This window comes from Devosia soli, from assembly GCF_000970455.1.
Classification (GTDB): domain Bacteria; phylum Pseudomonadota; class Alphaproteobacteria; order Rhizobiales; family Devosiaceae; genus Devosia; species Devosia soli.
The window spans coordinates 38593-63205 of the sequence record NZ_LAJG01000033.1 but is presented as its reverse complement, the minus strand read 5'-3'; the positions used below and the strand labels follow the sequence as shown (position 1 = coordinate 63205).

The window sequence follows — 24613 nt, the reverse complement described above, 5'->3', positions numbered from 1 at the left end:
AGGACCGTGTCTTTACCGGTGATGCCGGGCATTAGCGGTACCTCACCTTGGGGTCGAGCCAGGCATAGACGAGGTCGACGATGAGATTGAGGGCGAGGATGATGAACATGTAGAGGATCGTCGTGCCGAGCACGATGCCATAGTCGCGGTTGAGCGCCGCGGTGACAAAATACTTGCCGATACCGGGAAGGCCGAAAATCTGCTCGACGGCGAGCGAGCCGGTCAGAAGATAGGATAGGCCTGGCCCGAGATAGGACACGACCGGCAGAAGCGCAGGCTTGATGGCATGGCGCGCCAGAACCAGACGCTCGCCGAGACCCTTGGCCCGCGCCGTGCGCACATAGTTCGACCCCAGAACCTCGATCATCGACCCGCGCATGAGCCGGCTGATGCGGGCTGCATGGGGCCAGGCAAGGACCGTCACCGGCAGGACGAGATGGGCGATCGAGCCCGAAACCCAGCCACCGGCCGGCAACCAGCCGAGATGCACGCCGAACAAGAGCTGCAACAGCGCGGCATTGAGGAAATTGGGAATGACGACGCCGATCATCACGATCAGCACGAGCACATAGTCAGGCCACTTGTTCTGGTTCACTGCAGCCAGAATACCGGCGAGAATGCCGATGCTCGTCGCGATCACGAAGGCGCAAAGCGCCATGGTCAGCGTGAAGGGAAAGCCGATGCGGATCAGGTCCGCCACGTCGAACCCGTCGATCACCATCGATGGTCCGAGATCGCCCTGGATCAGGCGCCAGACATAGATGAAATACTGAACGACCAGCGGCTGATCGAGATTGTAGTGGGCGCGCAGATTGGCGAGCACGGTCGGGGGCAAGGCCCGCTCGCCGTCGAAGGGGCCGCCCGGCGCCAGGCGCAGAATGAAAAAGCAGACTGTAACGGCGATCAGCGCAATCGGAATAGCCGAAAGCACGCGCCGGAAGGCATAGCCCAACATGTGTTAGAAACTCCTAGGCCGGGGCGCCTCATCCGGAAATGCCGGAAGGCGCATGCGGCAAAAGAACCGTGGGGGCCGCTGGCCCCCACGCTCTCATTTTTCTCGCTTACTCGGCCTTGGACAGCCAGCGGGTGCGGAAGATGTTCTTGGCGTTCTCCTCGAAGCCCGAGATCTTGGGCGATACGACGTCCTTGGATACGTACCAGTAGATCGGGATCGCAGCGAATTCGTCCATGGCGATCTTTTCGGCATCGGCAAGCAGCTTGCCGCGCGCAACGAGGTCGAGCTCGGTCGAAGCCTTCTTCATCAGCTCGTCATATTCGGCGTTGGAATAGCGGCCGTAATTGTTGCCCCAGTTCATCGTGCCGTCCTGGCTTACGCCGGTCTTGAGTAGATCGAGCGTGTTGGACGGATCGTTGTAGTCGAGCAGCCAGCCGGCACGGCCGACCTGGAAGTCGCCAGCGCGCAGTGCGTCGTAATGCACGGCGGTTTCGGCGTTGAAGAGCTCGACCTTGACACCGATCGGCTCCCACATGGCGGCGATCGCCACGGCGATGCGCTGGTGGTTATCGTTGGTGTTGTAGCGAAGCTGCAGGGTCAGCGGATTGTCCGGGCCGTAGCCGGCTTCGGTCATCAGCTCCTTGGCGTGCTCGACGCGCTCTTCATAGGGCGTATCGGCCCAGGCCGGATGATAGGGCGTGTCGACATAGTTATTGGTGCCCGGCGGCACCCAGCCATAGGCCGGCAGCTCGCCAGTGCCCAGGATATCGGGCCCGATCACGTCGCGCACGACCGTTGTCGAAAGCGCTTCGCGAATGCGGATGTCGGAGAGCACCTGGCCCTCTTCCTGGTTCATCACGTAGTAATAAACGCCAAGGAACGGCACCACGTGTGCTTGGCCCGGCATGTTGTCCTGCAGCCACTGATACTGGTCGGCAGGGAAATCGGTCAGGATGTCGAATTCGCCGGCGCGGTACCGGTTGAGCGCAGCCGCCTGATCTTCGAGCACGTGGTAGAAGACTTCATCGATCTGGACATTGGCCGCGTCATAGTAGTCCGGGTTCTTTTCCGAACGGACATAGGAGCCCGGCAGCCATTCCTTGATGAGATAGGGGCCATTGCCGACGATGTTCTCGACCTTGGTCCAGTCGTCGCCAAGCTTTTCAACCAAGTGCTGCGGCACCGGGTAAGCGGTGTAATGGGTCAGCGCATCAAGGAAGAATGGGGTCGGCGCTTCAAGCGTGATCTCAAGGGTCTTGTCGTCGATAGCCTTGACGCCAAGCTCGTTGAAATCGGTGATTTCGCCCGAGTTGATCTTTTCCGAATTCTTGATCGGGAACTGCAGGTAAGCGTAATCCGCTGCCGTCGCCGGGTTGAAGAGACGCTGGAACGCGAAAACAAAATCGCCTGCGGTAACCGGTTCGCCGTCCGACCACTGGATGCCGTCACGAAGATGGAAGGTATAGACGGTACCGTCTTCGGAGATATCCCAGCTCTCGGCCTGGCCGGGAATGGCTTCTGCCTTGGCGTTCTCAGTCAGCAGACCTTCAATATAGTCGCCGATGACGCGGTTTTCCCAGTCACCTGACGCCTTATGCGGATCCAGCGTGCCCGGATCACCACCATTGTGGAGCTGCAGCGTGACGGCGGAAGCAGCCGTCGACATCATCAGCGCCATGGCGCCGGCAGTCGCAATCGCCTTGAAGGCCTTGGTGAAGATCATTCTCGTCCCATCTCCTTGTGGAATTCTTGGATTGATTAGACTGCATGTTTGCCCATGCAGTTAGACCCTTGCTCAAAAGGATCTCCCCTTTGGCCAAGACTGCTGGACGGTATCTCGCGAAAGCGTCCACTGACAAGCAAAAGATTGACCTAAGCGTAAACGTCCCGCTGTTTGTTAACATCTTGGCTACCATGGCAAGACGTTCTGCACGCGCGCGTTTCGAAGCAAAGACATTGCGCAAAAAGGCACAAATGATCGCCCCCTGCGATCGCAGGAGGCAAGAAGCGTCAGGTTAGTGTTGTGCCAAGCGCTCGGCCTTAGCTAAAAAGACCTGCCTGGCTGACGGCATAGATCACCAGTGCCACAGCCACGAGCACGGCAAACGGCACCCAGTTCGGCATGGGGCCACGCGGCGGCCGGGACTTTGGCGGCTCGGGCTTTTTCTCGGGCCGCCGGAACTTGATGACATTGTCGCTCATGAAGCGCTTTCTACCAGCGCAGCGACGCCCATGCCACCCGCGGTGCACACAGAAATCAGCGCCCGCTTCCGCGTCTCAGTGGACAACAGCTTCGCCGTCAGCCCCAGGATGCGCGCGCCGGTGGCTGCAAACGGATGCCCATAGGCAAGGCTCGATCCCTTGACGTTGATCTTTGCCGGATCGATTTCCCCAAGCGCTTCCTCACGACCGAGCACGTCCTTGCAATAGGCAGGGTCTTTCCAAGCCTTGAGGGTACAGAGCACCTGTGCGGCAAAGGCTTCGTGCAGTTCAAAGTAGTCGATGTCGGCAAAGCTGAGCCCGGCCCGCTCGAGCATTTCCGAAACCGCAATGGTCGGCGCCATCAGGAGCCCCTCGCCATGCGCGAAGTCATTGCCGGCGACCCGGCCCATCGTCAGATAGGCAAGGATCGGCAGGCCTCGCGCCTTGGCCCATTCTTCGCTTGCAAGCAGCACGCCCGCCGCGCCATCGGTCAGCGGTGTCGAATTGGCCGCCGTCAGCGTACCGTGGCCCGATGACTTGTCGAAAGCCGGCTTCAGCGTCGACATCTTGTCAAGATTGCTGTCTGCTCGAACGTTGTTGTCGCGCACGAGCCCGGCGCATTGGACGAGGAGGTCATCGTGAAAACCCTCGTCATAGGCCTTTGCAGCGTTGCGGTGGCTTGCCACCGCCAACTCATCCTGAGCGCGCCGCGAAATACCCCATTCGCGCGCCATCAACTCGCAGTGCTGCCCCATGGACAGGCCAGTCCGCGGCTCATTGACCGAGGGCGCGACAGGCGCCAGCTCGCCAAAAGAGAAACCCTTGGTGAACGCCCTGAGCTTGTCGCCCGTCGTCTTGGCCGCATTGGCGTCGAGCAGCCGATGCTGGAATTTCGAACCGAACACGATGGGACTATCGGAAACCGTATCGGAGCCAGCGGCAATGCCGCTATCGATCTGCCCCGAAGCGATCTTGCCCGCCAGAACCAGCGCCGCCTGCAAGCTTGTGCCGCATGCGATCTGCATCGTCGTGCCTGGCGTGCGCGGGGATAAACCCGCATCGAGCAACGCTTCACGGGCAATATTGAAGTCGCGGGAATGGTTGATCACCGCGCCGGCGATCACCTCGTCCACCCTTTCACCGCGCAGACCGTATTTGTCTGCGAGCCCACCGAGAGTGGTCGCGAGCATGGAAAGATTGGTTTCGTCAGCATAGGCCGTGCCGCCACGGGCAAAGGGAATGCGGGCCGAACCGACGATAGCAACGCGCTTGAGTTCCGTCATATTCTTCGCTCCCCTTATGCCCGGCCATCCGCACGGGCGCGCAATGGCCCGCCAAGGAACGGCGCAAAGCCTGTTCCCATGATCACGCCGACATCGGCAAGATCGGGAGTGGCTACAACCCCCTCGCTCACCACCACCTCGGTCGTATCGATGAGCGGTTTTACCAGCTCACGCCCAAGCGCGACGAGATCAGGATGCGCAGGCGTCGTGCCCTTGATGGCCTTGCCCTTTTCCCATTTGTAAAAGCCTTCGCCGGTCTTACGGCCGAGTTTCCCCTCGGCGATCAGGCCTGCAAACTTGCTATCGTCAGGCACAGAATGCCCAAGCTCGGTCGCGACCGACTTGCCGACGTCGAGCCCGACGGTATCCATTAGCTCGATCGGCCCCATTGGCATGCCGAAGGCGACGGCAGCAGCATCGAGCAATTCCTGGCTTTCGCCGCGCTCCACACGTTCGACAGCGCCCAGCATGTAGGGCATGAGCACGCGATTGACGAGGAAACCGGGCGCGGACTTGACCACCACCGGGGACTTGCCGATGGCCAGCGCAAAGCTCGCGCCCTTGCCGATCGCCTCGTCCGAATTGAATTTTGATTTGATCACTTCAACCAGCGGCAGTTGCGACACCGGATTGAAGAAATGGAGCCCGATCAACCGCGCCGGGTCCTGCAGCGCCTCGGCAATGCGTTCGAGTTCGATCGATGACGTATTCGTGGCAAGGATCGCACCGGGTTTGAGCTTGCCTTCAACGCCCTTGAAGATCGACTGCTTGACCTCGAGCTTTTCGACTACAGCCTCGATGATCACATCGGCCCGCGGCACGCCATTGCCCTGGGGGTCGGCGGTCAGCCGCAGCATGGCCGCATCGACCTCACGCTTCTTTTTGTAGCGCTTCTGGAAGAGTTTCTTCGCCCGATCGAGCGCCGGCTGGATTCGCCCCATGTCGAGATCTTGAAGCGTCACGCTCATGCCGCGATAAGCGCACCAGGCTGCAATATCGCCACCCATGACGCCGGCACCGATCACATGCACGCGCGAAAATTTTGCGCCCTTGAGCCCCTGCTTCTTGAGCCCTTCGGAAAGGAAAAACACCCGCCGAAGATTGGCCGCGGTCGGTGAACCCATCAGCGGCACGAAGGCATCAACCTCGTGGCGGATCATCGATTGCCAATCCCCGCCATGCTGCTCGAACAGTTCGATCAGCGCATAGGGCGCGGGATAATTGACACGATTGGCCTTCTTGCCCACCTCTTCGCGCATCTTGTTGGCGACATAGTCGCGGAGGAGCGGCCCAGCCATGGCGCGCTTGAAAAATCCCGCTGGCTGGGATTTGCGATGCTGCAGCACTGCCTTGCGCCCCTCCCAACGCAGCATGTCGCGATGCCGCACGAGCTTGTCGACGAGATTGAGCCCCCGCGCCTGTCCTGCGCGCAGCATCTTGCCCGTCAGCATGATCTGCATCGCATCGACCGGTCCGGCCTGCCGGATCGAACGGCCCGTGCCGCCAAAGCCCGGGAAAATGCCGAGATTGACCTCGGGAAAGCCGATGCGGGTTTTGTCGTCGTTGACCGCGATACGATAGTGACAGGCCAGTGCCAGTTCGAGCCCGCCACCGAGGCAGAAGCCATGAATGCCGGCCACCACCGGTACTTTCAGGTTCTCGATCCGCGAAAAGAGCGCATGCGTGCGCTTGAGGGCTTCCGGCAGCACCGAAAAGTCGCTCATCGCATCGAATTCGGAAACATCGGCACCGGCAATAAACCCGGAATCCTTGCCTGAAAGCAGCACGACGCCTACGATTTCCTGAGTATTGGCAAGGTCTTCGAAGCGCGCGACCAGGGTTTCAAGCTCCATGATCGCTTCCCGGCTCAGCGTATTGACGGACCCGTTGGGCGAGTTGATCGTCAGCCAGCCGATGTTTTCGAGATCGGTGTGGAAGCTCCAATGCTTGGTCTCGGTTGCCTGCGCGATCATGCTTGCTCCTCGATATTCTTGATCAGTTCAGCGCCGGTGCGCACATGCAGGTTCATTTCCGCCGCCAGACGCGCCGGCGTCACTTTCAAGACGTCCTTTTCGAAGTCATCCACCTGCACGGCCCGCTCGGTGGCTTCGTCGGCCGCTCGCATGATGCCGGCTTCATTGTCATTGATCACACCTGCCGCCACCGCATCGGCGATAGCGTCCCGATCGAGGCGGCGATCGAAGACGCCGCGGCGGGCAGCCTTGATGAACCGGGCTTCGATTTCCTCGGCCTCCGTGACCTTGATCAATGCATCTTCGAGAACGCCCGTCACATCATTTGGGTCCATGCTCACATAGATGCCTGTGGTCAACCGATCGCGGAACGCGCCGGGGCGCAGAACCGCGCGGACGAACTTGTAATTGACGTCATCGGCCGCGGGCTTCGCGTGCCGTCCGAGCGGAAAGCAGAGGAAACGCATGGCCGTGCCGAAAACCGGATTGGGGAAATTGTCGAACACTTCCCCGAAAGTCTTTTCCATCGAGGCAATGCGATCCTGCATGATCGCATCGACCAGATCCCGATCCTCCGCGAGCCGGCCCTCTTCCTCGAAACGCTTCAGCGTTGCCGACATGATGTAGAGGTCACCCAGAAGATCGGCCATGCGGCCCGAAATCTTCTGCTTGGCCTTAAGCTTGCCGCCCAGCACCACCGTCGTCCAGTCCGCTGTCAGCGCAAAGGCCTGCGAATAACGGTGCAACTTACGATACCAGCCGGCCATCGGCCCATCATTAGGCGAGGAAGCAAAGGCGCCGTTGGTCAGCCCGTGGAGAAAACTCGCCACGATATTGCGCAGCATAAAGGCGGTATGTCCGCCAAAGGCCCTATCGAACGCATCGATGCCCTTGCGCCGATCCTTGCTCTGGGCTGCCTGAACTTCCTTGAGCAGATAGGGATGCGCGCGCAAAACGCCCTGCGCAAAAGTCATCAGCGTGCGCGTCAGGATATTGGCGCCCTCGACGGTAATCGCCACCGGCAGTGCCTGATAGGCGCCGAAAAGATAATTGCCCGGCCCATCCTGAATAGCGCGGCCACCCTGGATGTCGAAGGCATCGTCCATGCTGTCGCGCATGGCTTCGGTCGTCGTATATTTGAGCAGCCCCGCGATCACCGCGGGGCGCTGGCCCTCATCGACCATGGACGCCGTCAATCGCCGCGCCGCTTCAAAACTATAGGCGCGCTTGACCATTTCGCCGAGCGGCTCCGCCACGCCTTCCATGGTCCCGACCGGAATCCCGAACTGCCGCCGCACCCGCGCATAGGCCGAGGTGGCGCGCAGCGTTGCCTTGATCGAGGTCGACCCGATTGCCGGCAGCGAAATGGCGCGGCCTGTGGAGAGACACTCCATCAACATGCGCCAGCCCTGCCCCGCATAATCGGTGCCCCCGATCAAGTAGTCGATCGGCACGAACATATCCTTGCCACGCACGGGCCCGTTCATGAAAGCCTGCCGCGCCGGGAAATGCCGCCTTCCGATATCGAGACCCGGATGATCATGCGGAATAAGCGCGAGGGTAATGCCGATATCCTCGCCACGCCCGAGGAGATTATTGGGATCCTTGAGGATGAAGGCGAGCCCGACCAGCGTCGCAATCGGTGCCAGCGTAATATAGCGCTTGTCGAACGTCAGGTTGACGCCCAGCGTCTCCTGCCCATTCCACATGCCCTTGGTAACAATACCAATATCGCGCATGCCGCCGGCATCCGACCCGGAATGCACGCCCGTCAGCGCAAAACACGGAATATCGACACCGGTTGCAAGCCGATGGAGATACTTCTCCTTCTGCGCCGGCGTGCCGTATTTTTCGAGCAATTCACCCGGCCCGAGCGAATTAGGCACCATGACGGTTATCCCCGCTGCAACCGAACGGCTCGCGATCTTGGACACAATCATCGACTGCGCCTGCGCCGAAAAGCCCAACCCGCCATGCTCCTTGCCGATGAGCATGCCCAAAAAACCTTTTTCGCGGAGGAATAGCCAAAGCTCGGGCGAGAGGTCGGCGCGGTTGTGCCGGATGTCCCAATCGTCGATCATCTGGCAAGCTGTTTCCGTCGGGCCAGCGAGAAACGCCTCTTCTTCCGCCGTCAGCGTCAGTGGACGGATTTCAGTCAGCTTGTCCCAGTTGGGGCGGCCGGAAAACAATTCGGCATCCCAACCGACCGTCCCGGCGTCGAGCGCCTCCTGCTCGGTGCGGCTGACGCGCGGCAGGATGGACTTGACCGCTCCGAACACCGGCGTGATCACCAGCGCCTTGCGGATCGGCGCCACGCTGAGCGCCAGCAGGATGACACCCAGGACAATGAGCAGCCAGCTGCCGAAGCCGAGTTCGAAGCTTGCGCCGCTCTGCGCAAAATCCACCCCCGAAACAACCCCGATTGCCAGTGTCGCAACGCCCCACTGCCAAAGCGGACTTTCCCGCATGGCCAACGTGGCGAAAACGACCAAAGCAATCACGAAAAGCAATAGGCCCACGGCACTGTCCTCCTGGGACGGCGCGACGCTGAGTTGGTCCTGGCGTCGTCCGCCTTGCTAAACCATCGGGTCGTGGCCGCATTGTGCCATCGCGCCCGTCCTCGTAATAGTTCATCAAATTGACGTATACGTCAAGCAAGCGCCGCATACGTTGAACGCGACATCCTTCGCGAGCCGTAGCCCCTTGTCGGCAACGCAAGACTTCGAGGACAGTCTACATCGCCGAAAATAAAAAACCGTGTGCACGCATGGTGGCGTCAAATCATGCGAAATTCTTGACCGACGGCGTTTCCCTAACGCATCGGCTTCAAAGTCATGGGCAGTTGTTTGACGCTAACGTAAAGGCGTGGAATACTTCGCTCTACAACCGGCGAAAAGAGCCGCGAGGCTGCGGAGCATACCGTGGCGCCGGGATGAGAGGAGGATTTGGCATGGATGCCACAAGCCAGTCGCGCGAGCACTTGCGTCCCTGGATTGCCAGCTATCCCGAAGGGATCGACTGGCAGGCCCAGATCGACACGACCCCGGTGCACGAACAGGTTCTCGCCGCCTGCGCCCGCAACCCCTCCGCCGTGGCCCTCGACTTTCTGGGCGGCACCACGACCTTCGGTGAACTGGCCAGGAAGATCGTCGCATTCGCCGGCGCCCTGCAAAGCGAATTCGGAGTTACCAAGGGCAGCCGTGTGGCCCTCATGCTCCCCAACACGCCTTTTTACCCAATCGCCTACTACGGCGTGCTGCGCGCTGGTGGCACGATCGTCAATTGCAATCCCCTTTATACCGTACCGGAGCTCAGCCACATCACGGCCAATGCCGGTGCCGATATTTTGATTACGCTCGACCTTCAGCAGATTTTTGAAAAGGGCGAAGCGCTTCTTGCCGCGGGAAACGTCAAGTCGCTGATCGTCTGCCACTTCCCCGATGCACTGCCATTTCCTAAGAAGGTTCTCTTCTCGCTCTTCAAGCGCAAGGATCTGGCTCATCCGTCGCGTTCGCCCCATGCCGGCAAGATCAGCGCCTTTGGCGATCTCATCGCCAGAAATCGCACGCCCAGCGCTGTCGTCATCGATGCGGACAAGGATATCGCCGTCCAGCAATATACCGGCGGCACGACGGGCATTCCCAAGGGCGCCCTCCTGACCCACGCCAATATCGCGGCCAATATGAGCCAGATCGACAAGTGGGGCTGCGGGCTCTTTTACCCGCCGTCTAAGGTCGTTGCGGTCCTCCCCTTCTTTCATATCTTCGCCATGACCGTCTGCATGAACGTGCCCCTCTGCAATGGCACGCAGGTCGTCATGCTGCCGCGCTTTGAATTGAAGGCGCTGCTCGATCTTCTGACGCGCACCAGGGCCAATGTCCTGCCTGCAGTCCCGACCTTGCTCAACGCGATCGCCCGCGCCGACACGGCCAAGCCCGAGCATCTCGAAAGCCTCGAAGTCGCCATCTCCGGGGGCGCCGCCCTCCCCGACGAAGTGCGCAATGCCTTTGCCAAAAAGTCCAAGGCGATCCTTGCCGAGGGCTATGGCCTGACCGAAGCGTCTCCTGTCGTTTGCTGCGCAGCCCTTCGCGTCGCCTCAAAGCCCATGTCGATCGGCCTCCCGCTCCCGGGTACCGATATCCGGTTCGTCGATGTCGATAGCCATGAGGTGGTCGGCATCGGTGAAAATGGCGAACTGCAGGTCAAGGGCAAGCAGGTCATGGCCGGCTATTACAAAAATCCCGAAGCCACCGAGGAGGCCTTTGCCGACGGCTGGTTGCGCACGGGCGATGTCGGCCATGTCGACGAAGACGGTTACGTCTTCCTCGTCGATCGCATCAAGGACCTCATTATCTGCTCAGGTTTCAACGTTTATCCGCGCACCATCGAGGAAGCGTTGATGACCCACGAAGCAGTTGAAGAAACCAATGTCATCGGCGTACCGGACGAATATCGCGGCGAGGCGCCGGTTGCTTTCGTCAAGTTGCGTGAGGGACAAAGCGTAAGCGAAACCGATCTCAAGCATTTTCTCGCCGAAAAGCTCAACAAGATCGAAATGCCCAAGGAAATCATCTTCAAGGACGCACTTCCCAAGACCTTGATCGGCAAGCTTTCAAAGAAAGAGCTGCGCGAAGAATACGCTCAGAAGAAAGCGGGAAAGCCGTGAACCGCATCGACCCCGAAACTGCCGAGCTTTATTCGATCGCCGATCTCGCGCGCGAATTCGGCATCTCAACCCGCGCCATCCGCTTTTACGAGAGCAAGGGCCTGATCTCTCCCGAACGCCTCGGCGCTACCCGCGTCTTCCGCCGCCGCGATCGCGCCCGGTTGATCCTGATCCTGCGCGGCAAACGCCTCGGCTTTTCGCTCCGCGACATCTCCGACTATCTCGCGCTCTACGACGCGGACCGGGGCCAACAGGTAAACTTGCTCACCGAAAAGGTGGATGAGCGTTTACAATTGCTTGAACAACAACTGGCAGACCTTCAGACCACGATTGCCGAGCTGCATGAAATCCGCAAACTTGCACGGGAACGAGTCGTTTCGAGTTAGGCCATGTCCGAGCTGTTCGCCCCGCTGACCGATGGAACGGGCCACCCAAATCGCTGGCCCGCAGCCATGCTCGTCTGCAGCCAGACCGAAGCGCGCCGTAATGGCGTTGAATGGGCGCCGAGCCACATCATCTCGATCTATGGTCCCGAGAGCCGCTATCTGGGTCTACCCGATTTCGATCAGTCCCGGCAGCTCCATTCCCGCTTCGAAGACGTCGTCGACCCCACGGCGCCCGGCGCGCCGTCCACAGTGCACGTCGAAGAGGTGCTCCGTTTTGTCGAGGGTCTCCCAAAAGACGCGCGGCTGATGATCCACTGCCTCCAGGGACGCACCCGTGCAGCCGCAATTGCCCTCGGAATTCTGGCCAAAACGCTCCCGGCCGACAAGGCCGGCCAAACCGTCTTCCGAAGCGTTGCGCAAGCTTCGCCCAATCCGCTCGTCGTGGCGCTATTCGACCGTGTGCTGAAGCTTGATGGCAAGCTGATCAAGGCGGGCCGGAAATTTCCCGCTACCGGCCTTCGCGCCGCCGTTGCCTGAGCAAGCGCTAACTCACGAAGGCTTCCATATCCTCTATCCGCGCCGCTTCCTGCGCCGGCTTGTCCCAGCGGATGCGGTTGATGCGCGGAAACCGCAGCGCGACGCCCGACTTGTGCCGCCCGCTTTTCTGCGCCGAGTCGAATGCCACTTCAAAGACCAGCTCTTTCTTGACCTCGCGCACCGGCCCGAAGGCGGCCGTAGTATGCGCCCGTATCCATTTGTCGATCTGCTTTAGTTCCTCGTCGGTAAACCCGAAATAGGCCTTGCCGATCGGCACGATCTCGTTGCCCTTCCAGACGCCAAAAGTGTAGTCCGAATAATAGGAACTCCGCTTACCGTGCCCACGCTGGGCATACATCAAAACCGCATCGACCACATTGGGATCGCGCTTCCACTTGAACCAGTTTCCCTTTGGCCGCCCTGGTACATAAGGCGCGGTCCGCAGCTTGATCATCACTCCTTCATGCCCATGCTCGTCCGCACCCTGCCGGCGCAAGCGGCCTAGGTCATCCCAATCCTTGAAGGGCAGGATCTCGGAAACATCCATCCGCGTCTGCGGATTATTCCTGAACCATTTCTCAAGTCGGCCCCGCCGCGCTTCCCAGCCCAGCGCACGAACGTCCTCGTCGCCATCGAATAACATATCGTAGACGCGCACGAACGCAGGCAGCTCCTGCATCTGCTTGCCCGAAGGCACCTTGCGATTGAGCCGCTGCTGCAGGTCGTTGAAGCTGAGCGCGTCAAAACCATGCCCGACCAGCAATTCGCCATCGAGCACGGCCTCGCCTGCGGCGTTTTCGACTACATCGGGAAATGAGCCGCCGATATCGTCGCCGGTCCGCGAAAACATCGACACCCCTAGCGGCCCCATCACCAGCTGCACGCGGATACCGTCCCACTTCCACTCGGCCGAAAAATCCTTCGGATCGAGCTTTTCAAAGTCCCGGTCCTCGATCGGGTTGGACAGCATCAGCGGATGGAAACGCGCTGCATGGTCGATATCGGGCCGGTCCGCCCGGCCTTCGAGCCAGGCAAAGAGATTTTCGTAGGGCGGTTTCAGCCCGTGCCAGACTTCCTCTATATCCTGCAGTGCCACGCCGCTCATATCGGCCAGCGCCGTCTTGGCGAGCCGCGCCGAGACCCCGATGCGCAAGGAACCGGTTGCGAGCTTCACCAGCGCCCAGCGCTCGTGAATGGCGGCCTGGCTGAGCAGCCCGCCGATCACTTTCGGCAGCTCGGCCTTGCTGGTGAAGTTGAGGAGGTCAACAAGCGTGGACAGCCCTGGCAGTTCACCCTCGGCCTGGTGCGGCCAAATCAGCGCAATGGTTTCGCCAAGGTCTCCGACATAATCGTATGAAAGTGCAAAAAGCGTCTCGTCGACCTGGGCCAGGACGGTCTCGCGCAGCAGCGCCGGCTTGACGTTGCGGATATTCATCTCGCCGGTCAGCACAGCCAGCGCAATGCCGCGGTCCGGGTCCGGCACCTCGCTGAAATATCGCTTTAGCGCCTCGATTTTTCGGGTTCGCGATGGCGTCAGGGCCAAAAGCTCGAGTAGATCCGCAAAGCGTCTCATTCGCCCCCCTCCCCGCCATCGTCATCAAGGCCAGGCAGCGCCAGCGGCTCTGCAGCAAGCCCCTGCTGCCGGCACCAATAGACCAGCGCATCCTCCCGCCCATGGGTCACCCACGCCGTCTCCGCCCTGCTCTCAAGGATCGAAACGTTGAGCTCGCCCCAATCGCAGTGGTCTGAAATTACGAGCGGCAGCTCGACCAGCGCCTGCCGCGCCCGCTGCTTGACGCTCATCCATCCCGAAGCCTGGCACACCACGGGGTCGGGAAACCGCCGGCTCCAGCGGTCGCGAATGGCCGATGGCGGCGCGATGACGATCTGGCCCATCATCGCGGCCTTGGGCATGCCTGTCGCGGGCAGCAGTTCGCCAAGATCGACACCGAGCGCCTGATAAAGTTCGCAGAGCCGGATCATGGCGCCGTGGAGATAGATCGGCTTCTCCCAGCCGGCATCGCGCAGGAGTGCAATCACCCGCTGCGCCTTGCCGAGCGCATAAGAACCGATGAGGTGGCTTCGCTCGGGCTGCGCAGCGACCGATTTAAGGAGCCGCGCGATCTCATCCCTTGGGTCGGGATGCTGGAAAACCGGCAGCCCGAAGGTTGCCTCGGTGATGAGAAGATCGCACGGCACCGGCTCGTAAGGCTGCGCAGTCCTGTCTCTGAGACGTTTGTAGTCGCCGGTAACGACGGCCCGCTGTCCGGCAAATTCGATCAGCACCTGCGCCGACCCAAGGATGTGTCCGGCTGGATAGAAACTGACGGTGGCGCCATTGACCTGAAGCGGCGTGCGATAGTCGAGCGCCTCGAACCGGCCCGCGCAATCTTCGCCGTATCGAACCTTCATGATCTCTATCGTGTCGGGCGTCGCCAGCACCGCCCCATGTCCCGATCGCGCGTGGTCGGCGTGCCCGTGGGTGATTATGGCCCGCGCCCGCGGCTCTGGCGGATCGATCCAGGCATCGAGTTCGGGAACATAAAGATCGCGGTTGATGATGAAGCCCATGGCCCCTCAACGACTCCAAACCTCTGCCGGTTCATTGCTTGCCTTCGGACATGGCCTCGGTCAAACCTCTGGGCCAATCATAAGGGAGAACGCCATGCGCCGCACGACCCACACACCAGGTACGGTCCACCGCTTCACCATCGACAGCAAGGCCATTGCGGGCAATCGCCTGGGGGACCCGACCACCCGCCTCGTCGACGTCTATGTGCCCGCAGGCCACAGCGGCGAGGGCTTGCCCATTCTCGTCGATCTTGTTGGCTATACGGCCGGCGGCCCGGCTCACACGGCGTGGAAGAACTTTGGCGAAAACGTCCCCGAACGCCTGGACCGCCTGATCGGCGAAGGCAAGATGGCGCCGGTTGTCGTTGCTTTTCCCGATTGCTTCTCGCGTCTCGGGGGCAATCAATACGTGAACAGCCCGGTTCTCGGAAACTACGAAGATTTTCTGATCGGGGAGATGGTCCCCTTCGTCGAAGAAAAGTTCGGGTGCGGCGGCGTAGGCAGGCGCGGCGTTTTCGGCAAGTCCTCAGGCGGCTTCGGCGCCCATATCCACGCAATGCGCCACCCCGATTTCTGGGCCGCCGCTGCCAGTCATTCGGGCGATGCAGGGTTCGAGAACCTCTACATCCCTGAATTCCCCAACAGTCTGCGCATGCTGGCAAAATCGGAAAACTCGATCGAAAAATGGATACGCGCCTTCGAGGCCAAACAGAAGATCGATGGCAAGGACACGCTTCTCCTCATGATCCTTGCGCAAGCCGCGAGCTTTGATCCCGATCCAGAGCCCAGCACCTTCCTCGGCCTGCGTCTTCCCGTGACGCTCGATACCTGCGAACTCATTGAGGAGCGCTGGGCCAATTGGCTCAAATGGGATCCGGCGCGCATGGTTGAAACCCATGCCGATGCGCTGCGCCAATTGAAAGGTTTCTATTTCGACTGCGGCACGGAGGATCAGTACAACATCCTTTACGGCTCCCGCCGCATCCACCGCACGCTCGAGCAGAAAGGCATCGCCCATCGCTACGAGGAATTCCCCGACAATCATTCGAGCGTCGACTACCGCATGGACGTCAGCCTGCCGTTTCTGGCCGAGGCGTTGAGCCGGTAATCGTTGACTGCACAACTCAGTAATGCGGCGGTGGCTTTTCGCTTGCGGGATCAGCGATATAGCTGCCGCTGCGCACCTGCTCTTCCATAACACCGAGCTTGCGTCGCAAACCTTCGATCACCGCCCACTGCTCGGTGATAACCGCGTTGAGATCCTCTATGGTTTGATCCTGGAAAGCGATGCGGCTTTCCAGCTTGTCGAGACGCTCGCTCAGCTCGTTCTCGCTCATCGCGGCACTCCAAAAATTATCCCGGGAAATAGCCGCACAGCGTTTCCATTGCAATTGGCCATACACGGGAGCGTGTTGACCTATAGGGAACCTTGACACGCGTTTCACCATTGATTCCGCGTAACCAACAGCACGGGAGCCGGCCATGGCGACCTTGACAGCAACGGAACTTCACAACGTCCAGTCCAAGCCCAAGCTGGGCTTTGCCACGTTTGGACGCACGGCGCTCTTCGCGCTTGCGCCGCTGGCTGCATTTGGTGGTGTCAACCTTGCTGCGGAATCGCTCGGCCTCATGCCGCTGTTTTTCTCCCCTCTTGGTCTTCCGGGTTGGGTAGGGGCTGGTTTTCATCTCGCTTTGATCTTTTCGATCGGCATCTCCATGGGTCTGGTTGCCCACAAGGGCCGGCGCGGCGCGATTGCCTTGCGCTGGAGCGCGGCGCTTGTCGCGGCCATGATCGCCTTCCCGTTCTTCGCAGCCCCGCTTGATTCAATGACCTTGGCGCTTGTCATGACTGGCGTCTTGCTGCTCGCCCTTGCGACAGCCATTCGCATGACGCGCATTTCGGGCATGGCCGGCTGGTTCATGCTGCCGGTCATCGGCTGGATCGGTTTTGGCGCTGCTCTTGGTCTTGCCGTCGCTGCAGCCTGGGCCCCGCCCTTTGCTCTCATCAACGCGCAGCAGCCGGCTATCGGCGCCAACTAAGTTACCGCAAAGTGCCCTCTTGCTGGCGCACCTAAGGCGCGCCATGTGAAGCGAAATCACTTGTGGAGCGTAAGATGGCCCGTAACCTCAAAATCGACGTCTTCACCGACGTCGTCTGCCCTTGGTGTCTGGTTGGCTCTGCCCGTCTTGATCAGGCCCTGTCCAAGCTCCCCGATGACGTCGACGTCGTTGTCGAAAATCACCCATTTTATCTCGACCCTACCGTCCCGCCCGAAGGCGTTGACGTGGGAGAGATGCTGAAGGCCAAATATGGCCGCGATCCGAAGGACATGTGGGCGCGCGTCGAAGGCGAGGCTTCCAAGGCAGGCATCGAACTCGATCTTTCCAAACAGCCCCGCATGTTCAATACGGCCAAGGCGCACACGATCACGCGGCTTTCCAAACCCAATGGCAACCAGCACGAACTGGCCAACGCTATCGCGGAGGCTTATTTCCTCGATCATCGCCAGATCAATGACGATAATACGCTTGCCGATATCGCCGTCGAGTTCGGCTGGGATCGCGGCGATGCGCTTGATGCCATGAATGACGCCAACGAACTGTCTATTACCGAACAACTAGCGACCTCTGCCGCGCAACAAGGCATCCGTGGCGTGCCATTCTTTGTCTTTGCCGAAAAGTATGCGCTTTCCGGCGCTCAGCCCGACGAAGTCTTTGCGCAGGCACTCGAGAAGACCATTTCCGAGCTCTAAGAGGCTGTCGCCTGAATGTGTTGGAGATTTCGGGGCAAAGGCATGCCTATCGCGGTGGAGGTTTGCTATAGCCATCTCCGCAACAGTGCGGAACTGCCTTCGTGAAACTCCTTCGCCTCGCTCTCGCCGCCGTCCTCGCCTTGGTGACCATCGGCTATGGCGGGGCAGTCGGCTATATGTATTTCAATCAGCGCGCCTTTCAGTACGATCCGCATGGCGAGATCACTCCGCTCGCCAATTCCGGGCTCACGGGTGGTGAAGATGTCGCTATTCCAGTTGGCGATGGCGAGGTCGTCAATGGCTGGTATCATGCGCCCCAGCCCGGCAAGCCGCTAATCATCTACTATAAGGGCAACTCGCAAAGCTTTACCGCAGAGCATGAGCGCTATGTCCGCTTCGTCGCCGATGGCTACGGTTTTCTCGCCTTCGATTATCGGGGCTTCCCCGCTTCTCCCGGCACTCTATCGGAAGCCAATATTCTTGCCGATTCCATTGCCGCTTATGATTGGGCTGCCGCAAAGGACTTTCCCATAGTCATCTGGGGTCGCTCACTTGGCACAGGCCCTGCCACCCATGTTGCGAGCCAGAAGGAATCCCTGGCATTGCTGCTTGAAACGCCATTCCTGTCAGCCGTCACGGTGGCAGCCGAGCGCTATCCCGTCCTTCCGGTTAACTGGGTCATGCTTGACCAATTCCGGTCCAACGAATGGATTGCGGGCGTCACCGAGCCGGTCTTTGTCGGCCATGGTACTGCGGATCGCACCATCGCCGTTTCAAATGGCGAGCGTCTATATGAGCTTGCCCCCAACAAGGATGAACTCTGGATCGTTCCCGGTGCCGATCATTCCGATCTCTGGGATGCCGGTATCTGGGACAAGGCCAAGGCCTTTTTCATTCGCTCGGGCGCTGTAACCCAGTGAAGTCATGACCACCACGACACTTCCGGCCATGTCCGGCCGCCGCACTGCCATCATCGGCGGCCTGATGGTCGCGACGGGCCCATTGAGCCTCACGCTCTACGCGCCAGCCCTTCCCGCGCTCGTGCTTGATCTCAACACCACTGACGCCGGCGGCAAACTCACGCTGACGGTCTACTTCGCCGCCTTTGCGCTCGCCCAACTCCTTTGCGGCCCGTTGTCGGATCGCTATGGCCGCCGCATGATCGGCATTGCCTTCTTCGGCATTTATGTGATTGGCGGCCTTGTCTGCGCTCTCGCGCCGAGTCTTGAAGCTCTGCTGGTCGGCCGCATTCTCCAGGGCTTCGGCGTCTCCGCTGGCGTTGCGCTCTCCCGCGCCATGGTCCGCGACCTGTTCGTCGGCCGAGAGGCTATTGGCATCCTGACGCTGATCAATCTCGTTCTGACTGTCGCGCCCGCCGTTGCGCCCACGCTCGGCAGCGCCATCCTCCTCGTCGGCTCCTGGCATATCATGTTCGTGGTCATGGCCGGTTTCGGCCTCGCCATCATCTCGCTTCTCGGATTTTCCGCGCGCGAAACCCTGCCCGAGGCGCGCCGTGTTCCGCTGCGGTTCGGAACCGTCCTCGGCAATTATGGGCGCCTTCTGCGCACGCCCGGCTTTTTGTTCCCAGCCGGCACGCTGGCTGCCGCCTTTGGTGGATTTTACGCCTCCGCCGCCCTTCTGCCTTTCGTCCTCATCGACGAGATCGGCCTTACCCCGTTCCAGTTTGCCATGGCCATGCTGGTGCAGACCGGCTCCTTCATCATTGGCAATCTCGTGGTCGCGCGTCTCTCAAAAATCATGGATGGCTGGCAGCTCGCGGCCATTGGCCTGGTGCTGATCGGCATTGCGGGCCTTGGATACGCTATCCTCCCCCGCATTTTCCCTGACGAGGTCTTTGCCGTCATGGTTCCCGTGGGCTTCTGGATGCTTTCGCTGGCCTGCATCAGCCCAAGTGCCACGGCTGCGGCCATGGCAGGCTTTGGCGACATTGCCGGAGCAGCAGGCGCCCTGACCGGATTTTTCCAGATGGGTGGTGGCTTCCTCGCCTCGCTTATCGCCGGCACCGCCTTTACCAATGCCTATGACGCATTGGTCATTTTGATGCCGACACTTGCCGCGCTGACCGTTGTCTTCGCCGTGCTCCAACTGCGGCGCGGATAAGCCGAACGCAGCGCGGAGCGCAAATTGCTAGGGCAACACCCAAAACAAAAACGCCGCCCCGAAGGACGGCGTTTTGAATTCTCTGGCGTCGCGAACTACGCGCGCGCTGCCGGCGCTGCAATCAGGCCTTCGCGCTGTGCGCGCTTGCGAGCCAGCTTGCGTGCGCGACGGACAGCTTCAGCCTTCTGGCGAGCCTTCTTTTCCGACGGCTTTTCATAGTAGTTGCGCAGCTTCATTTCGCGGAAGACGCCTTCGCGTTGCAGCTTCTTCTTCAGGGCGCGCAGCGCCTGGTCAACATTGTTATCGCGAACGACTACTTGCAAAGGTCAACTGCCCCTTCAAAGCTTGGCAAATTGGATTGGATAAAAGCGCCGCAGCCACAGGAACTACGTCGCCGACCAGCAGAGCCGGCCACCGTGGCGCGCTATATAGCTTGGCTCTTCGCACTTGTCCACACTCGCGCACGAGAAATTCGGCGTATTGCCTCAATTTCTGAAGCACAGTACCGCTTGCTCAGCCCCCAACGAGTTCGCACCAATGCTGACCCCGATCGTCCTGCTCCCCGGCCTTCTTTGCGACGCGCGGCTCTGGCGCGATGTCGTCTTGCCGCTGCGCGACACTGTTGCTCCCATGGTGGCAGACCTGACACTCGATGACACCATCGCCGGAATGGCGAGCCGAACGCTTCTGGCAGCGCCGCCGCGCTTTGCGCTCGCCGGTCTTTCGATGGGCGGATACGTTGCGCTCGAAATCATGCGCCAGGCGCCCGATCGCGTCACGCACCTTGCCCTTCTCGATACGTCGGCCCGGCCCGATAGCGACGAGCGGCGCGAGGCGCGGCGCAAGGGCATCGAAAACGTCAAGCTCGGCAAGTTTATCGGCGTTTCGCGCAGCCTCCTGCCGAGCCTTCTTGCAAAGCGCAATCTCGAAACCCCACTCGCCGACGAAGTGCAGGCCATGGCCGAACGCTGCGGCCAGGACACCTATATCCGTCAGCAAAAGGCCATTCTTGGCCGCATCGATTCCCGCCCGCAACTGGCAAGCATCCAAGTCCCGACCCTGATCGGGGTCGGCACCGAAGATATCTTGACCCCGCCCGAGCTTGCCGAGGAGATGGCCTCCGCCATTCCCCATGCCGACATCGTACATTTCGCTAAATGCGGCCACCTGCCGACCATGGAAAATCCCTCCGCGGTCGCTGGCGCCATCGGCAATTGGCTCGCGCGCTAGCGTTCAGTTCGCGCGCAAAATGCGGTTGATGTGGCCCATCTTCCGCCCCGGCCGCGCTTCCGCCTTGCCGTAAAGGTGGGGCTGGGTATCCCCGCCGATCCCGCCGGGCACGATCTCGACTTCGTCGCCGATCAGGTTCTGCATCACCACATCGGCATAGCGCTGCGGATCGCCGAGCGGCCAACCGGCCACCGCCCGCATATGCTGTTCGAACTGGTCGGTCAGGCACACGGCTTCCGTCCAGTGTCCCGAATTATGCACTCGGGGGGCTATCTCGTTGACCAGCAGGCTCGGCCTTTCGCCACCGAGCACGAAGAACTCGACACCCAGAACGCCCACATAATCGAGCGCCACGACAATGACCTTGGCGAGCATTGCCGCATGCTTGGCAACGCCGGCAGGCACATCGGCCGGCACGGTCGAGGTAAAGAGAATATGGGCGCGATGCACGTTCTCGGCTGGATCGTAGGCTCGCACGGTCCCGTCCGCACTGCGCGCCACGACGACAGAAATTTCCTTCTCGAACGGCACGAACCCTTCAAGCACCAGCGGGTGGGGCTTGAGCGCGGCAAATGCTGCCGCAGCATCTTCCTGCGTGCGCAAGACGCGCTGGCCCTTGCCATCATAGCCAAGCCGCGTCGTCTTCAACACAGCCGGCAATCCCAGTTCGCCAACAGCCGCTTCGAGCTCTTCGAGCGAATGCACTGCGCGATAGGGCGCGACCGGAATGTTCTTTGATGCGAGGAAGCTCTTTTCGGCGAGCCGATCCTGGGAAATGGCCAGAGCATTGGCGTCCGGCCGCAGGGGTTTGAGGCTGGCGAGAAGTTCCGCCGTCGCCGCTGGCACGTTCTCGAATTCATAAGTGACGATATCGACCTCGGCCGCAAAGGCCCGCAACGCCGCTTCGTCGTCATAAGCCGCCACGGTCTTGAATGGCGTCACATCGAACGCTGGGCTGTGCGGATCGGGGCAATAGATATGGCTTTTGAGCCCCAGCTTTGCGCCCGCCAGCGCCAGCATGCGCCCGAGCTGCCCGCCGCCCAGAATGCCGATGGTTGCCCCGGGACGAAGCGCAGGAAGAGGATCTGACACAGGCACTACTCGTTGTCGGAAGGAAACTGCGGAACCGCGGCAGTCTGCCGCTCGCGATGCGCGTCGAGCCGGTCGGCTAGTTCATCGTCGTTGAGCGCGAGGATCGACGCCGCCAACAATGCCGCGTTGATCGCGCCCGGCTCACCGATGGCCAACGTGCCGACGGGTACGCCACCGGGCATCTGTACGATCGAATAAAGGCTGTCGAGCCCATTGAGCGCCTTGGACCGCACCGGCACGCCGAACACCGGCAACACCGTCATCGCCGCTATCATCCCCGGCAGGTGCGCTGCCCCGCCTGCACCTGCGATGATGATTTTAAAACCTTCTGCGCGGGCATTGGTCGCAAACTCGACGAGGCGCTCGGGCGTCCGGTGCGCCGAGACGATCCGCGCCTCATATTCGATTTCGAGAGCTTCGAGGGTTTCCGCGGCCAGCCGCATTGTCGGCCAGTCCGATTGGCTGCCCATGACAATGGCAACCGGTGGCTTGAGCATGGCTGTTCCCCCATCCCGCTCCGCAAAGCGCGCGTCTAGCCCAAATCCGGCCGCAACTCAAGGCACGAGCGCCTCAAAACATCAGGCGATGATGTCGGGCAGGAGAATGTTTTCGAGTTCGACGATCCGGTCCTTGAGCATCAGTTTGCGCTTCTTGAGCCGCTGCACCAGCATGCGATCGGCGAACTGGGATTGGGTCAAGGTATGGATCGCGGCGTCGAGGTCCGCATGCTCCTGGCGCTTGGTCGCCAGCTCAAGCCCATATTGGGCTTCCTGTTCCTTGGTAAGGTGCAGCATGTCGAAACCAAATAGTCGAGCGACAACTGAGATTTGATTAACCGAAGCGATCACGTTTTGCACCAGATTTCCGACGTACCCCCTCCGGAGGTCGACAAAGCGTGAAAGATTTGTGACTATGGTTACGTCCACGATGTCGAAGGAGTTGTCTATGACTACTGAAGGCCACATCGCAGCGCTGGAACGGCGCCACCAGGAACTGGACCGGCAGATTCAGGCAGAAATGCAGAATCGCCAATATGATGACCTCATGGTCTCAGCCCTCAAACGCAAAAAGCTCGAGGTCAAGGATGAGTTGGCCCGCTTCAATATCGCTGACCGGCACTAATCGCCTGAGCGAAATCCAGCACTGAGTCCTGAGGGTCACGGAGATTTCCGCGGCCCTTTTTGTTTGCCTGACGTCCGCCGTGCGAACCAATTCATTAGGCTTAACACCCTCTTAAGCCGGCATCCTCATTCTCTTCCCAAAACGGCACAACCGATTCGTGCCGAACAACGACATCAGCTTTGGGACAGGCATGACGCGCGTTCTTGTGGTCGACGACGATCCGGTGCAACTCCGGTTAACCGCTGAAATCGCCAATCGGGCAGGCTTCAAGCCGATCACGGCCACCGGCGGGGACCAGGCACTCTCTCTCCTCCGCGAAGACCGCAAGATCGGCGCCATGATCCTTGATCTCGTCATGCCCGATCTCGACGGCATGGGCGTAATGGCGGCGATGCGTGCCGAAGGACTGACGACGCCGGTCATCATCCAGACTGCCAATTCCTCACTCGAAACCGTCATTTCGGCCATGCGTCAGGGCGCGGCTGATTATTTCGTCAAGCCCGTCTCGCCCGAACGCCTCATCGTCTCGCTGCGCAATGCGATGAAGCTCGACACGCTCGAAGCCGCTATCCGCTCAGAGCATGCGCGCCGCTCCGGCACACTGACGCCCGCCGACATGATCGCCAGTGCCCCCTCGATGGCGCGCGTTCTGGCGCTTTCCGCCAAGGCAGCGAAAAGTCCGATCCCGGTACTGATCGAAGGCGAGACCGGTGTCGGCAAAGAACTCGTCGCCCGCATCATCCAGGGCTCGTCCGACCGAGCCGGCAAGCCTTTCGTCACCGTCAATTGCGGCGCCATTCCGCCAAATCTCGTTGAATCCGTGCTCTTCGGCCACAAGAAGGGTGCCTTCACCGGCGCCATTGCCGACCAGGCCGGCAAGTTTACCGAGGCCCATGGCGGCACGCTGTTTCTAGATGAGGTGGGCGAACTTCCACTCGACACCCAGGTGAAACTCCTGCGCGCTCTTCAGGAAGGCGAGATCGAGCCGGTCGGCGCCAGCCGAGCGGAAAAGGTCAACGTCCGCCTGATTTCGGCGACAAATCGCCGTCTCCTCAATCTGGCCAAGACCGGCGAATTCCGCGAAGATCTCTTTTATCGCCTCAACGTCTTCCCCATCTACGTGCCGCCGCTGCGCGAGCGCATGGAAGATCTGGCCAACCTTGTCTCGCACTTCATTGCCCGTTTTTCCGCCGAAGCCGGCAAGCGAGTCCTCGGCATCACCCCGCCGGCGCTCGACCTTTTGTCGGCCTATGATTGGCCGGGCAATGTCCGCCAGCTCGAAAACGCCGTTTATCGCGCCGTGGTCCTGAGCGAAGCCGCCTTCCTCGAAGCCGAGGATTTTCCGCAGATGCTGGCTCAGTCTGCCGGCCGGGAAGAAGCCGTGCGCGCGGTTGGCCAGGCGCCGGTTCTGGCAGCACCCATCCATATCGACAGCGCGCCTGCCCGGCTGCGTCCCGATCCTGTGGCCCTCCCCGCACAGGATCGCTTCCTCAACCCCGCCGGTGATCTTCAGCCACTTGCCGATATCGAGCGCGCAGCCATTGCCTTTGCCATCGATTATCACGGCGGCCGCATGTCCCGCGTCGCTCGCGCCCTCGGCATCGGCCGCTCGACACTCTATCGAAAACTCCACGAATACGGCATGGCCGAAAACCTGATCAACGACGCGGCGTGAGCCGAGCAGGGCCGCGTTGCAAAACGCCGCCTTGCGCTCGGTCGACC

24 protein-coding genes are annotated in these 24613 nt (G+C 60.7%); 11 read left to right on the top strand and 13 right to left on the bottom strand.

Annotated features, from left to right (window positions below; translation table 11 throughout):
- Window positions 1-31: 31 nt before the first annotated feature.
- The 6 genes from VW35_RS15635 to VW35_RS15615 all read right to left on the bottom strand — a co-directional run bounded on the left by VW35_RS15635 (window position 32) and on the right by VW35_RS15615 (window position 8932).
- The gene (locus VW35_RS15635) at window positions 32-955 is read right to left on the bottom strand and encodes an ABC transporter permease (RefSeq protein WP_046144022.1); all 924 of its coding nucleotides are present in this window, start codon (window positions 953-955) and stop codon (window positions 32-34) included.
- A 106-nt stretch (window positions 956-1061) separates the two neighbouring features.
- The gene (locus tag VW35_RS15630) at window positions 1062-2678 is read right to left on the bottom strand and encodes a peptide ABC transporter substrate-binding protein (RefSeq protein WP_046144021.1); all 1617 of its coding nucleotides are present in this window, start codon (window positions 2676-2678) and stop codon (window positions 1062-1064) included.
- A gap of 317 nt (window positions 2679-2995) precedes the next feature.
- On the bottom strand, window positions 2996-3157 hold the full coding sequence (locus VW35_RS21620) for a DotU family type IV/VI secretion system protein (RefSeq protein ID WP_161796927.1): 162 nt from the start codon (window positions 3155-3157) through the stop codon (window positions 2996-2998).
- On the bottom strand, window positions 3154-4440 hold the full coding sequence (locus VW35_RS15625) for an acetyl-CoA C-acetyltransferase (protein WP_046144020.1): 1287 nt from the start codon (window positions 4438-4440) through the stop codon (window positions 3154-3156). The genes VW35_RS21620 and VW35_RS15625 overlap by 4 nt, the downstream gene beginning before the upstream one ends.
- 14 nt (window positions 4441-4454) lie before the next feature.
- Complete coding sequence (locus VW35_RS15620; RefSeq protein WP_046144019.1) at window positions 4455-6413, bottom strand: 3-hydroxyacyl-CoA dehydrogenase NAD-binding domain-containing protein; 1959 nt, start codon at window positions 6411-6413, stop codon at window positions 4455-4457.
- Window positions 6410-8932, bottom strand: coding sequence for an acyl-CoA dehydrogenase (locus VW35_RS15615; RefSeq protein ID WP_083982888.1), 2523 nt, complete (start codon window positions 8930-8932; stop codon window positions 6410-6412). The genes VW35_RS15620 and VW35_RS15615 overlap by 4 nt, the downstream gene beginning before the upstream one ends.
- A gap of 431 nt (window positions 8933-9363) precedes the next feature.
- Here VW35_RS15615 and VW35_RS15610 point away from each other — a divergent pair, with 431 nt between their 5' ends.
- From VW35_RS15610 to VW35_RS15600, 3 genes are read left to right on the top strand one after another with little or no spacing between them, the layout of a single operon-like run.
- Window positions 9364-11079 carry a long-chain-fatty-acid--CoA ligase gene (locus VW35_RS15610; protein WP_046144018.1) on the top strand — a complete coding sequence of 572 codons (1716 nt, stop codon included), beginning with the start codon at window positions 9364-9366 and terminating at the stop codon, window positions 11077-11079.
- On the top strand, window positions 11076-11465 hold the full coding sequence (locus tag VW35_RS15605) for a MerR family DNA-binding protein (protein ID WP_046144017.1): 390 nt from the start codon (window positions 11076-11078) through the stop codon (window positions 11463-11465). The genes VW35_RS15610 and VW35_RS15605 overlap by 4 nt, the downstream gene beginning before the upstream one ends.
- Before the next feature lie 3 nt (window positions 11466-11468).
- A complete protein-coding gene (locus tag VW35_RS15600) occupies window positions 11469-12002 on the top strand; it encodes a hypothetical protein (protein WP_046144016.1) in 534 nt (177 codons plus the stop codon).
- 7 nt (window positions 12003-12009) lie between these two features.
- Here the strand turns inward: VW35_RS15600 and VW35_RS15595 are convergent, their stop codons facing one another.
- Window positions 12010-13575, bottom strand: a complete 1566-nt coding sequence (locus VW35_RS15595) for a cisplatin damage response ATP-dependent DNA ligase (protein ID WP_046144015.1) — start codon at window positions 13573-13575, stop codon at window positions 12010-12012.
- Entirely contained in the window at window positions 13572-14573 is a 1002-nt protein-coding gene (locus VW35_RS15590; RefSeq protein WP_046144014.1) for a ligase-associated DNA damage response exonuclease, read from the bottom strand. The genes VW35_RS15595 and VW35_RS15590 overlap by 4 nt, the downstream gene beginning before the upstream one ends.
- Window positions 14574-14667: 94 nt before the next feature.
- Here VW35_RS15590 and VW35_RS15585 point away from each other — a divergent pair, with 94 nt between their 5' ends.
- Entirely contained in the window at window positions 14668-15681 is a 1014-nt protein-coding gene (locus VW35_RS15585; protein WP_046144013.1) for an alpha/beta hydrolase, read from the top strand.
- A gap of 16 nt (window positions 15682-15697) precedes the next feature.
- On the opposite strand, the gene VW35_RS15580 is transcribed toward VW35_RS15585, so the two are convergent.
- Window positions 15698-15910 carry a SlyX family protein gene (locus tag VW35_RS15580; protein WP_046144012.1) on the bottom strand — a complete coding sequence of 71 codons (213 nt, stop codon included), beginning with the start codon at window positions 15908-15910 and terminating at the stop codon, window positions 15698-15700.
- Between the two features lie 145 nt (window positions 15911-16055).
- Here VW35_RS15580 and VW35_RS15575 point away from each other — a divergent pair, with 145 nt between their 5' ends.
- From VW35_RS15575 to VW35_RS15560, 4 genes are all read left to right on the top strand, one after another.
- The gene (locus tag VW35_RS15575; RefSeq protein ID WP_046144011.1) at window positions 16056-16613 is read left to right on the top strand and encodes a tryptophan-rich sensory protein; all 558 of its coding nucleotides are present in this window, start codon (window positions 16056-16058) and stop codon (window positions 16611-16613) included.
- Between the two features lie 74 nt (window positions 16614-16687).
- Window positions 16688-17326 (top strand): DsbA family oxidoreductase, encoded by a 639-nt coding sequence (locus tag VW35_RS15570; protein ID WP_046144010.1) that lies wholly within the window; start codon window positions 16688-16690, stop codon window positions 17324-17326.
- 101 nt (window positions 17327-17427) lie between these two features.
- Window positions 17428-18246, top strand: coding sequence for an alpha/beta hydrolase (locus VW35_RS15565; RefSeq protein ID WP_046144009.1), 819 nt, complete (start codon window positions 17428-17430; stop codon window positions 18244-18246).
- Window positions 18247-18250: 4 nt separating this feature from the next.
- Complete coding sequence (locus tag VW35_RS15560; protein WP_046144008.1) at window positions 18251-19447, top strand: multidrug effflux MFS transporter; 1197 nt, start codon at window positions 18251-18253, stop codon at window positions 19445-19447.
- A 95-nt stretch (window positions 19448-19542) separates the two neighbouring features.
- On the opposite strand, the gene rpsU is transcribed toward VW35_RS15560, so the two are convergent.
- A complete protein-coding gene (rpsU, locus tag VW35_RS15555; RefSeq protein WP_046144007.1) occupies window positions 19543-19770 on the bottom strand; it encodes a 30S ribosomal protein S21 in 228 nt (75 codons plus the stop codon).
- 214 nt (window positions 19771-19984) lie between these two features.
- On the opposite strand from rpsU, the gene VW35_RS15550 reads away from it, so the two are divergent.
- Window positions 19985-20677: an alpha/beta fold hydrolase gene (locus tag VW35_RS15550; RefSeq protein ID WP_046144006.1), complete on the top strand. Its 693-nt coding sequence runs from the start codon at window positions 19985-19987 to the stop codon at window positions 20675-20677.
- Window positions 20678-20680: 3 nt separating this feature from the next.
- On the opposite strand, the gene VW35_RS15545 is transcribed toward VW35_RS15550, so the two are convergent.
- From VW35_RS15545 to VW35_RS15535, 3 genes are all read right to left on the bottom strand, one after another.
- Window positions 20681-21769, bottom strand: a complete 1089-nt coding sequence (locus VW35_RS15545) for a 5-(carboxyamino)imidazole ribonucleotide synthase (RefSeq protein ID WP_046144057.1) — start codon at window positions 21767-21769, stop codon at window positions 20681-20683.
- Between the two features lie 5 nt (window positions 21770-21774).
- Complete coding sequence (gene purE, locus VW35_RS15540; protein ID WP_046144005.1) at window positions 21775-22266, bottom strand: 5-(carboxyamino)imidazole ribonucleotide mutase; 492 nt, start codon at window positions 22264-22266, stop codon at window positions 21775-21777.
- 81 nt (window positions 22267-22347) lie between these two features.
- Window positions 22348-22563, bottom strand: a complete 216-nt coding sequence (locus tag VW35_RS15535) for a YdcH family protein (RefSeq protein ID WP_046144004.1) — start codon at window positions 22561-22563, stop codon at window positions 22348-22350.
- A gap of 151 nt (window positions 22564-22714) precedes the next feature.
- Between VW35_RS15535 and VW35_RS21055 the strand changes: the two genes are divergently transcribed.
- Both VW35_RS21055 and VW35_RS15530 read left to right on the top strand, forming a co-directional pair.
- Entirely contained in the window at window positions 22715-22891 is a 177-nt protein-coding gene (locus tag VW35_RS21055; protein WP_083982886.1) for a YdcH family protein, read from the top strand.
- 190 nt (window positions 22892-23081) lie between these two features.
- The gene (locus tag VW35_RS15530; RefSeq protein WP_046144056.1) at window positions 23082-24566 is read left to right on the top strand and encodes a sigma-54-dependent transcriptional regulator; all 1485 of its coding nucleotides are present in this window, start codon (window positions 23082-23084) and stop codon (window positions 24564-24566) included.
- Window positions 24567-24613: the final 47 nt, after the last annotated feature.

What these genes read in the sequence shown, in the direction of transcription:
- VW35_RS15635 (WP_046144022.1), bottom strand. Translation starts at nt 955, where the DNA reads ATGTTGGGCTATGCCTTCCGGCGCGTGCTTTCGGCTATTCCGATTGCG.
- VW35_RS15630 (WP_046144021.1), bottom strand. Translation starts at nt 2,678, where the DNA reads ATGATCTTCACCAAGGCCTTCAAGGCGATTGCGACTGCCGGCGCCATG.
- VW35_RS21620 (WP_161796927.1), bottom strand. Translation starts at nt 3,157, where the DNA reads ATGAGCGACAATGTCATCAAGTTCCGGCGGCCCGAGAAAAAGCCCGAG.
- VW35_RS15625 (WP_046144020.1), bottom strand. Translation starts at nt 4,440, where the DNA reads ATGACGGAACTCAAGCGCGTTGCTATCGTCGGTTCGGCCCGCATTCCC.
- VW35_RS15620 (WP_046144019.1), bottom strand. Translation starts at nt 6,413, where the DNA reads ATGATCGCGCAGGCAACCGAGACCAAGCATTGGAGCTTCCACACCGAT.
- VW35_RS15610 (WP_046144018.1), top strand. Translation starts at nt 9,364, where the DNA reads ATGGATGCCACAAGCCAGTCGCGCGAGCACTTGCGTCCCTGGATTGCC.
- VW35_RS15600 (WP_046144016.1), top strand. Translation starts at nt 11,469, where the DNA reads ATGTCCGAGCTGTTCGCCCCGCTGACCGATGGAACGGGCCACCCAAAT.
- VW35_RS15595 (WP_046144015.1), bottom strand. Translation starts at nt 13,575, where the DNA reads ATGAGACGCTTTGCGGATCTACTCGAGCTTTTGGCCCTGACGCCATCG.
- VW35_RS15590 (WP_046144014.1), bottom strand. Translation starts at nt 14,573, where the DNA reads ATGGGCTTCATCATCAACCGCGATCTTTATGTTCCCGAACTCGATGCC.
- VW35_RS15585 (WP_046144013.1), top strand. Translation starts at nt 14,668, where the DNA reads ATGCGCCGCACGACCCACACACCAGGTACGGTCCACCGCTTCACCATC.
- VW35_RS15580 (WP_046144012.1), bottom strand. Translation starts at nt 15,910, where the DNA reads ATGAGCGAGAACGAGCTGAGCGAGCGTCTCGACAAGCTGGAAAGCCGC.
- VW35_RS15575 (WP_046144011.1), top strand. Translation starts at nt 16,056, where the DNA reads ATGGCGACCTTGACAGCAACGGAACTTCACAACGTCCAGTCCAAGCCC.
- VW35_RS15570 (WP_046144010.1), top strand. Translation starts at nt 16,688, where the DNA reads ATGGCCCGTAACCTCAAAATCGACGTCTTCACCGACGTCGTCTGCCCT.
- VW35_RS15560 (WP_046144008.1), top strand. Translation starts at nt 18,251, where the DNA reads ATGACCACCACGACACTTCCGGCCATGTCCGGCCGCCGCACTGCCATC.
- VW35_RS15550 (WP_046144006.1), top strand. Translation starts at nt 19,985, where the DNA reads ATGCTGACCCCGATCGTCCTGCTCCCCGGCCTTCTTTGCGACGCGCGG.
- purE (WP_046144005.1), bottom strand. Translation starts at nt 22,266, where the DNA reads ATGCTCAAGCCACCGGTTGCCATTGTCATGGGCAGCCAATCGGACTGG.
- VW35_RS15535 (WP_046144004.1), bottom strand. Translation starts at nt 22,563, where the DNA reads ATGCTGCACCTTACCAAGGAACAGGAAGCCCAATATGGGCTTGAGCTG.
- VW35_RS21055 (WP_083982886.1), top strand. Translation starts at nt 22,715, where the DNA reads ATGACTACTGAAGGCCACATCGCAGCGCTGGAACGGCGCCACCAGGAA.
- VW35_RS15530 (WP_046144056.1), top strand. Translation starts at nt 23,082, where the DNA reads ATGACGCGCGTTCTTGTGGTCGACGACGATCCGGTGCAACTCCGGTTA.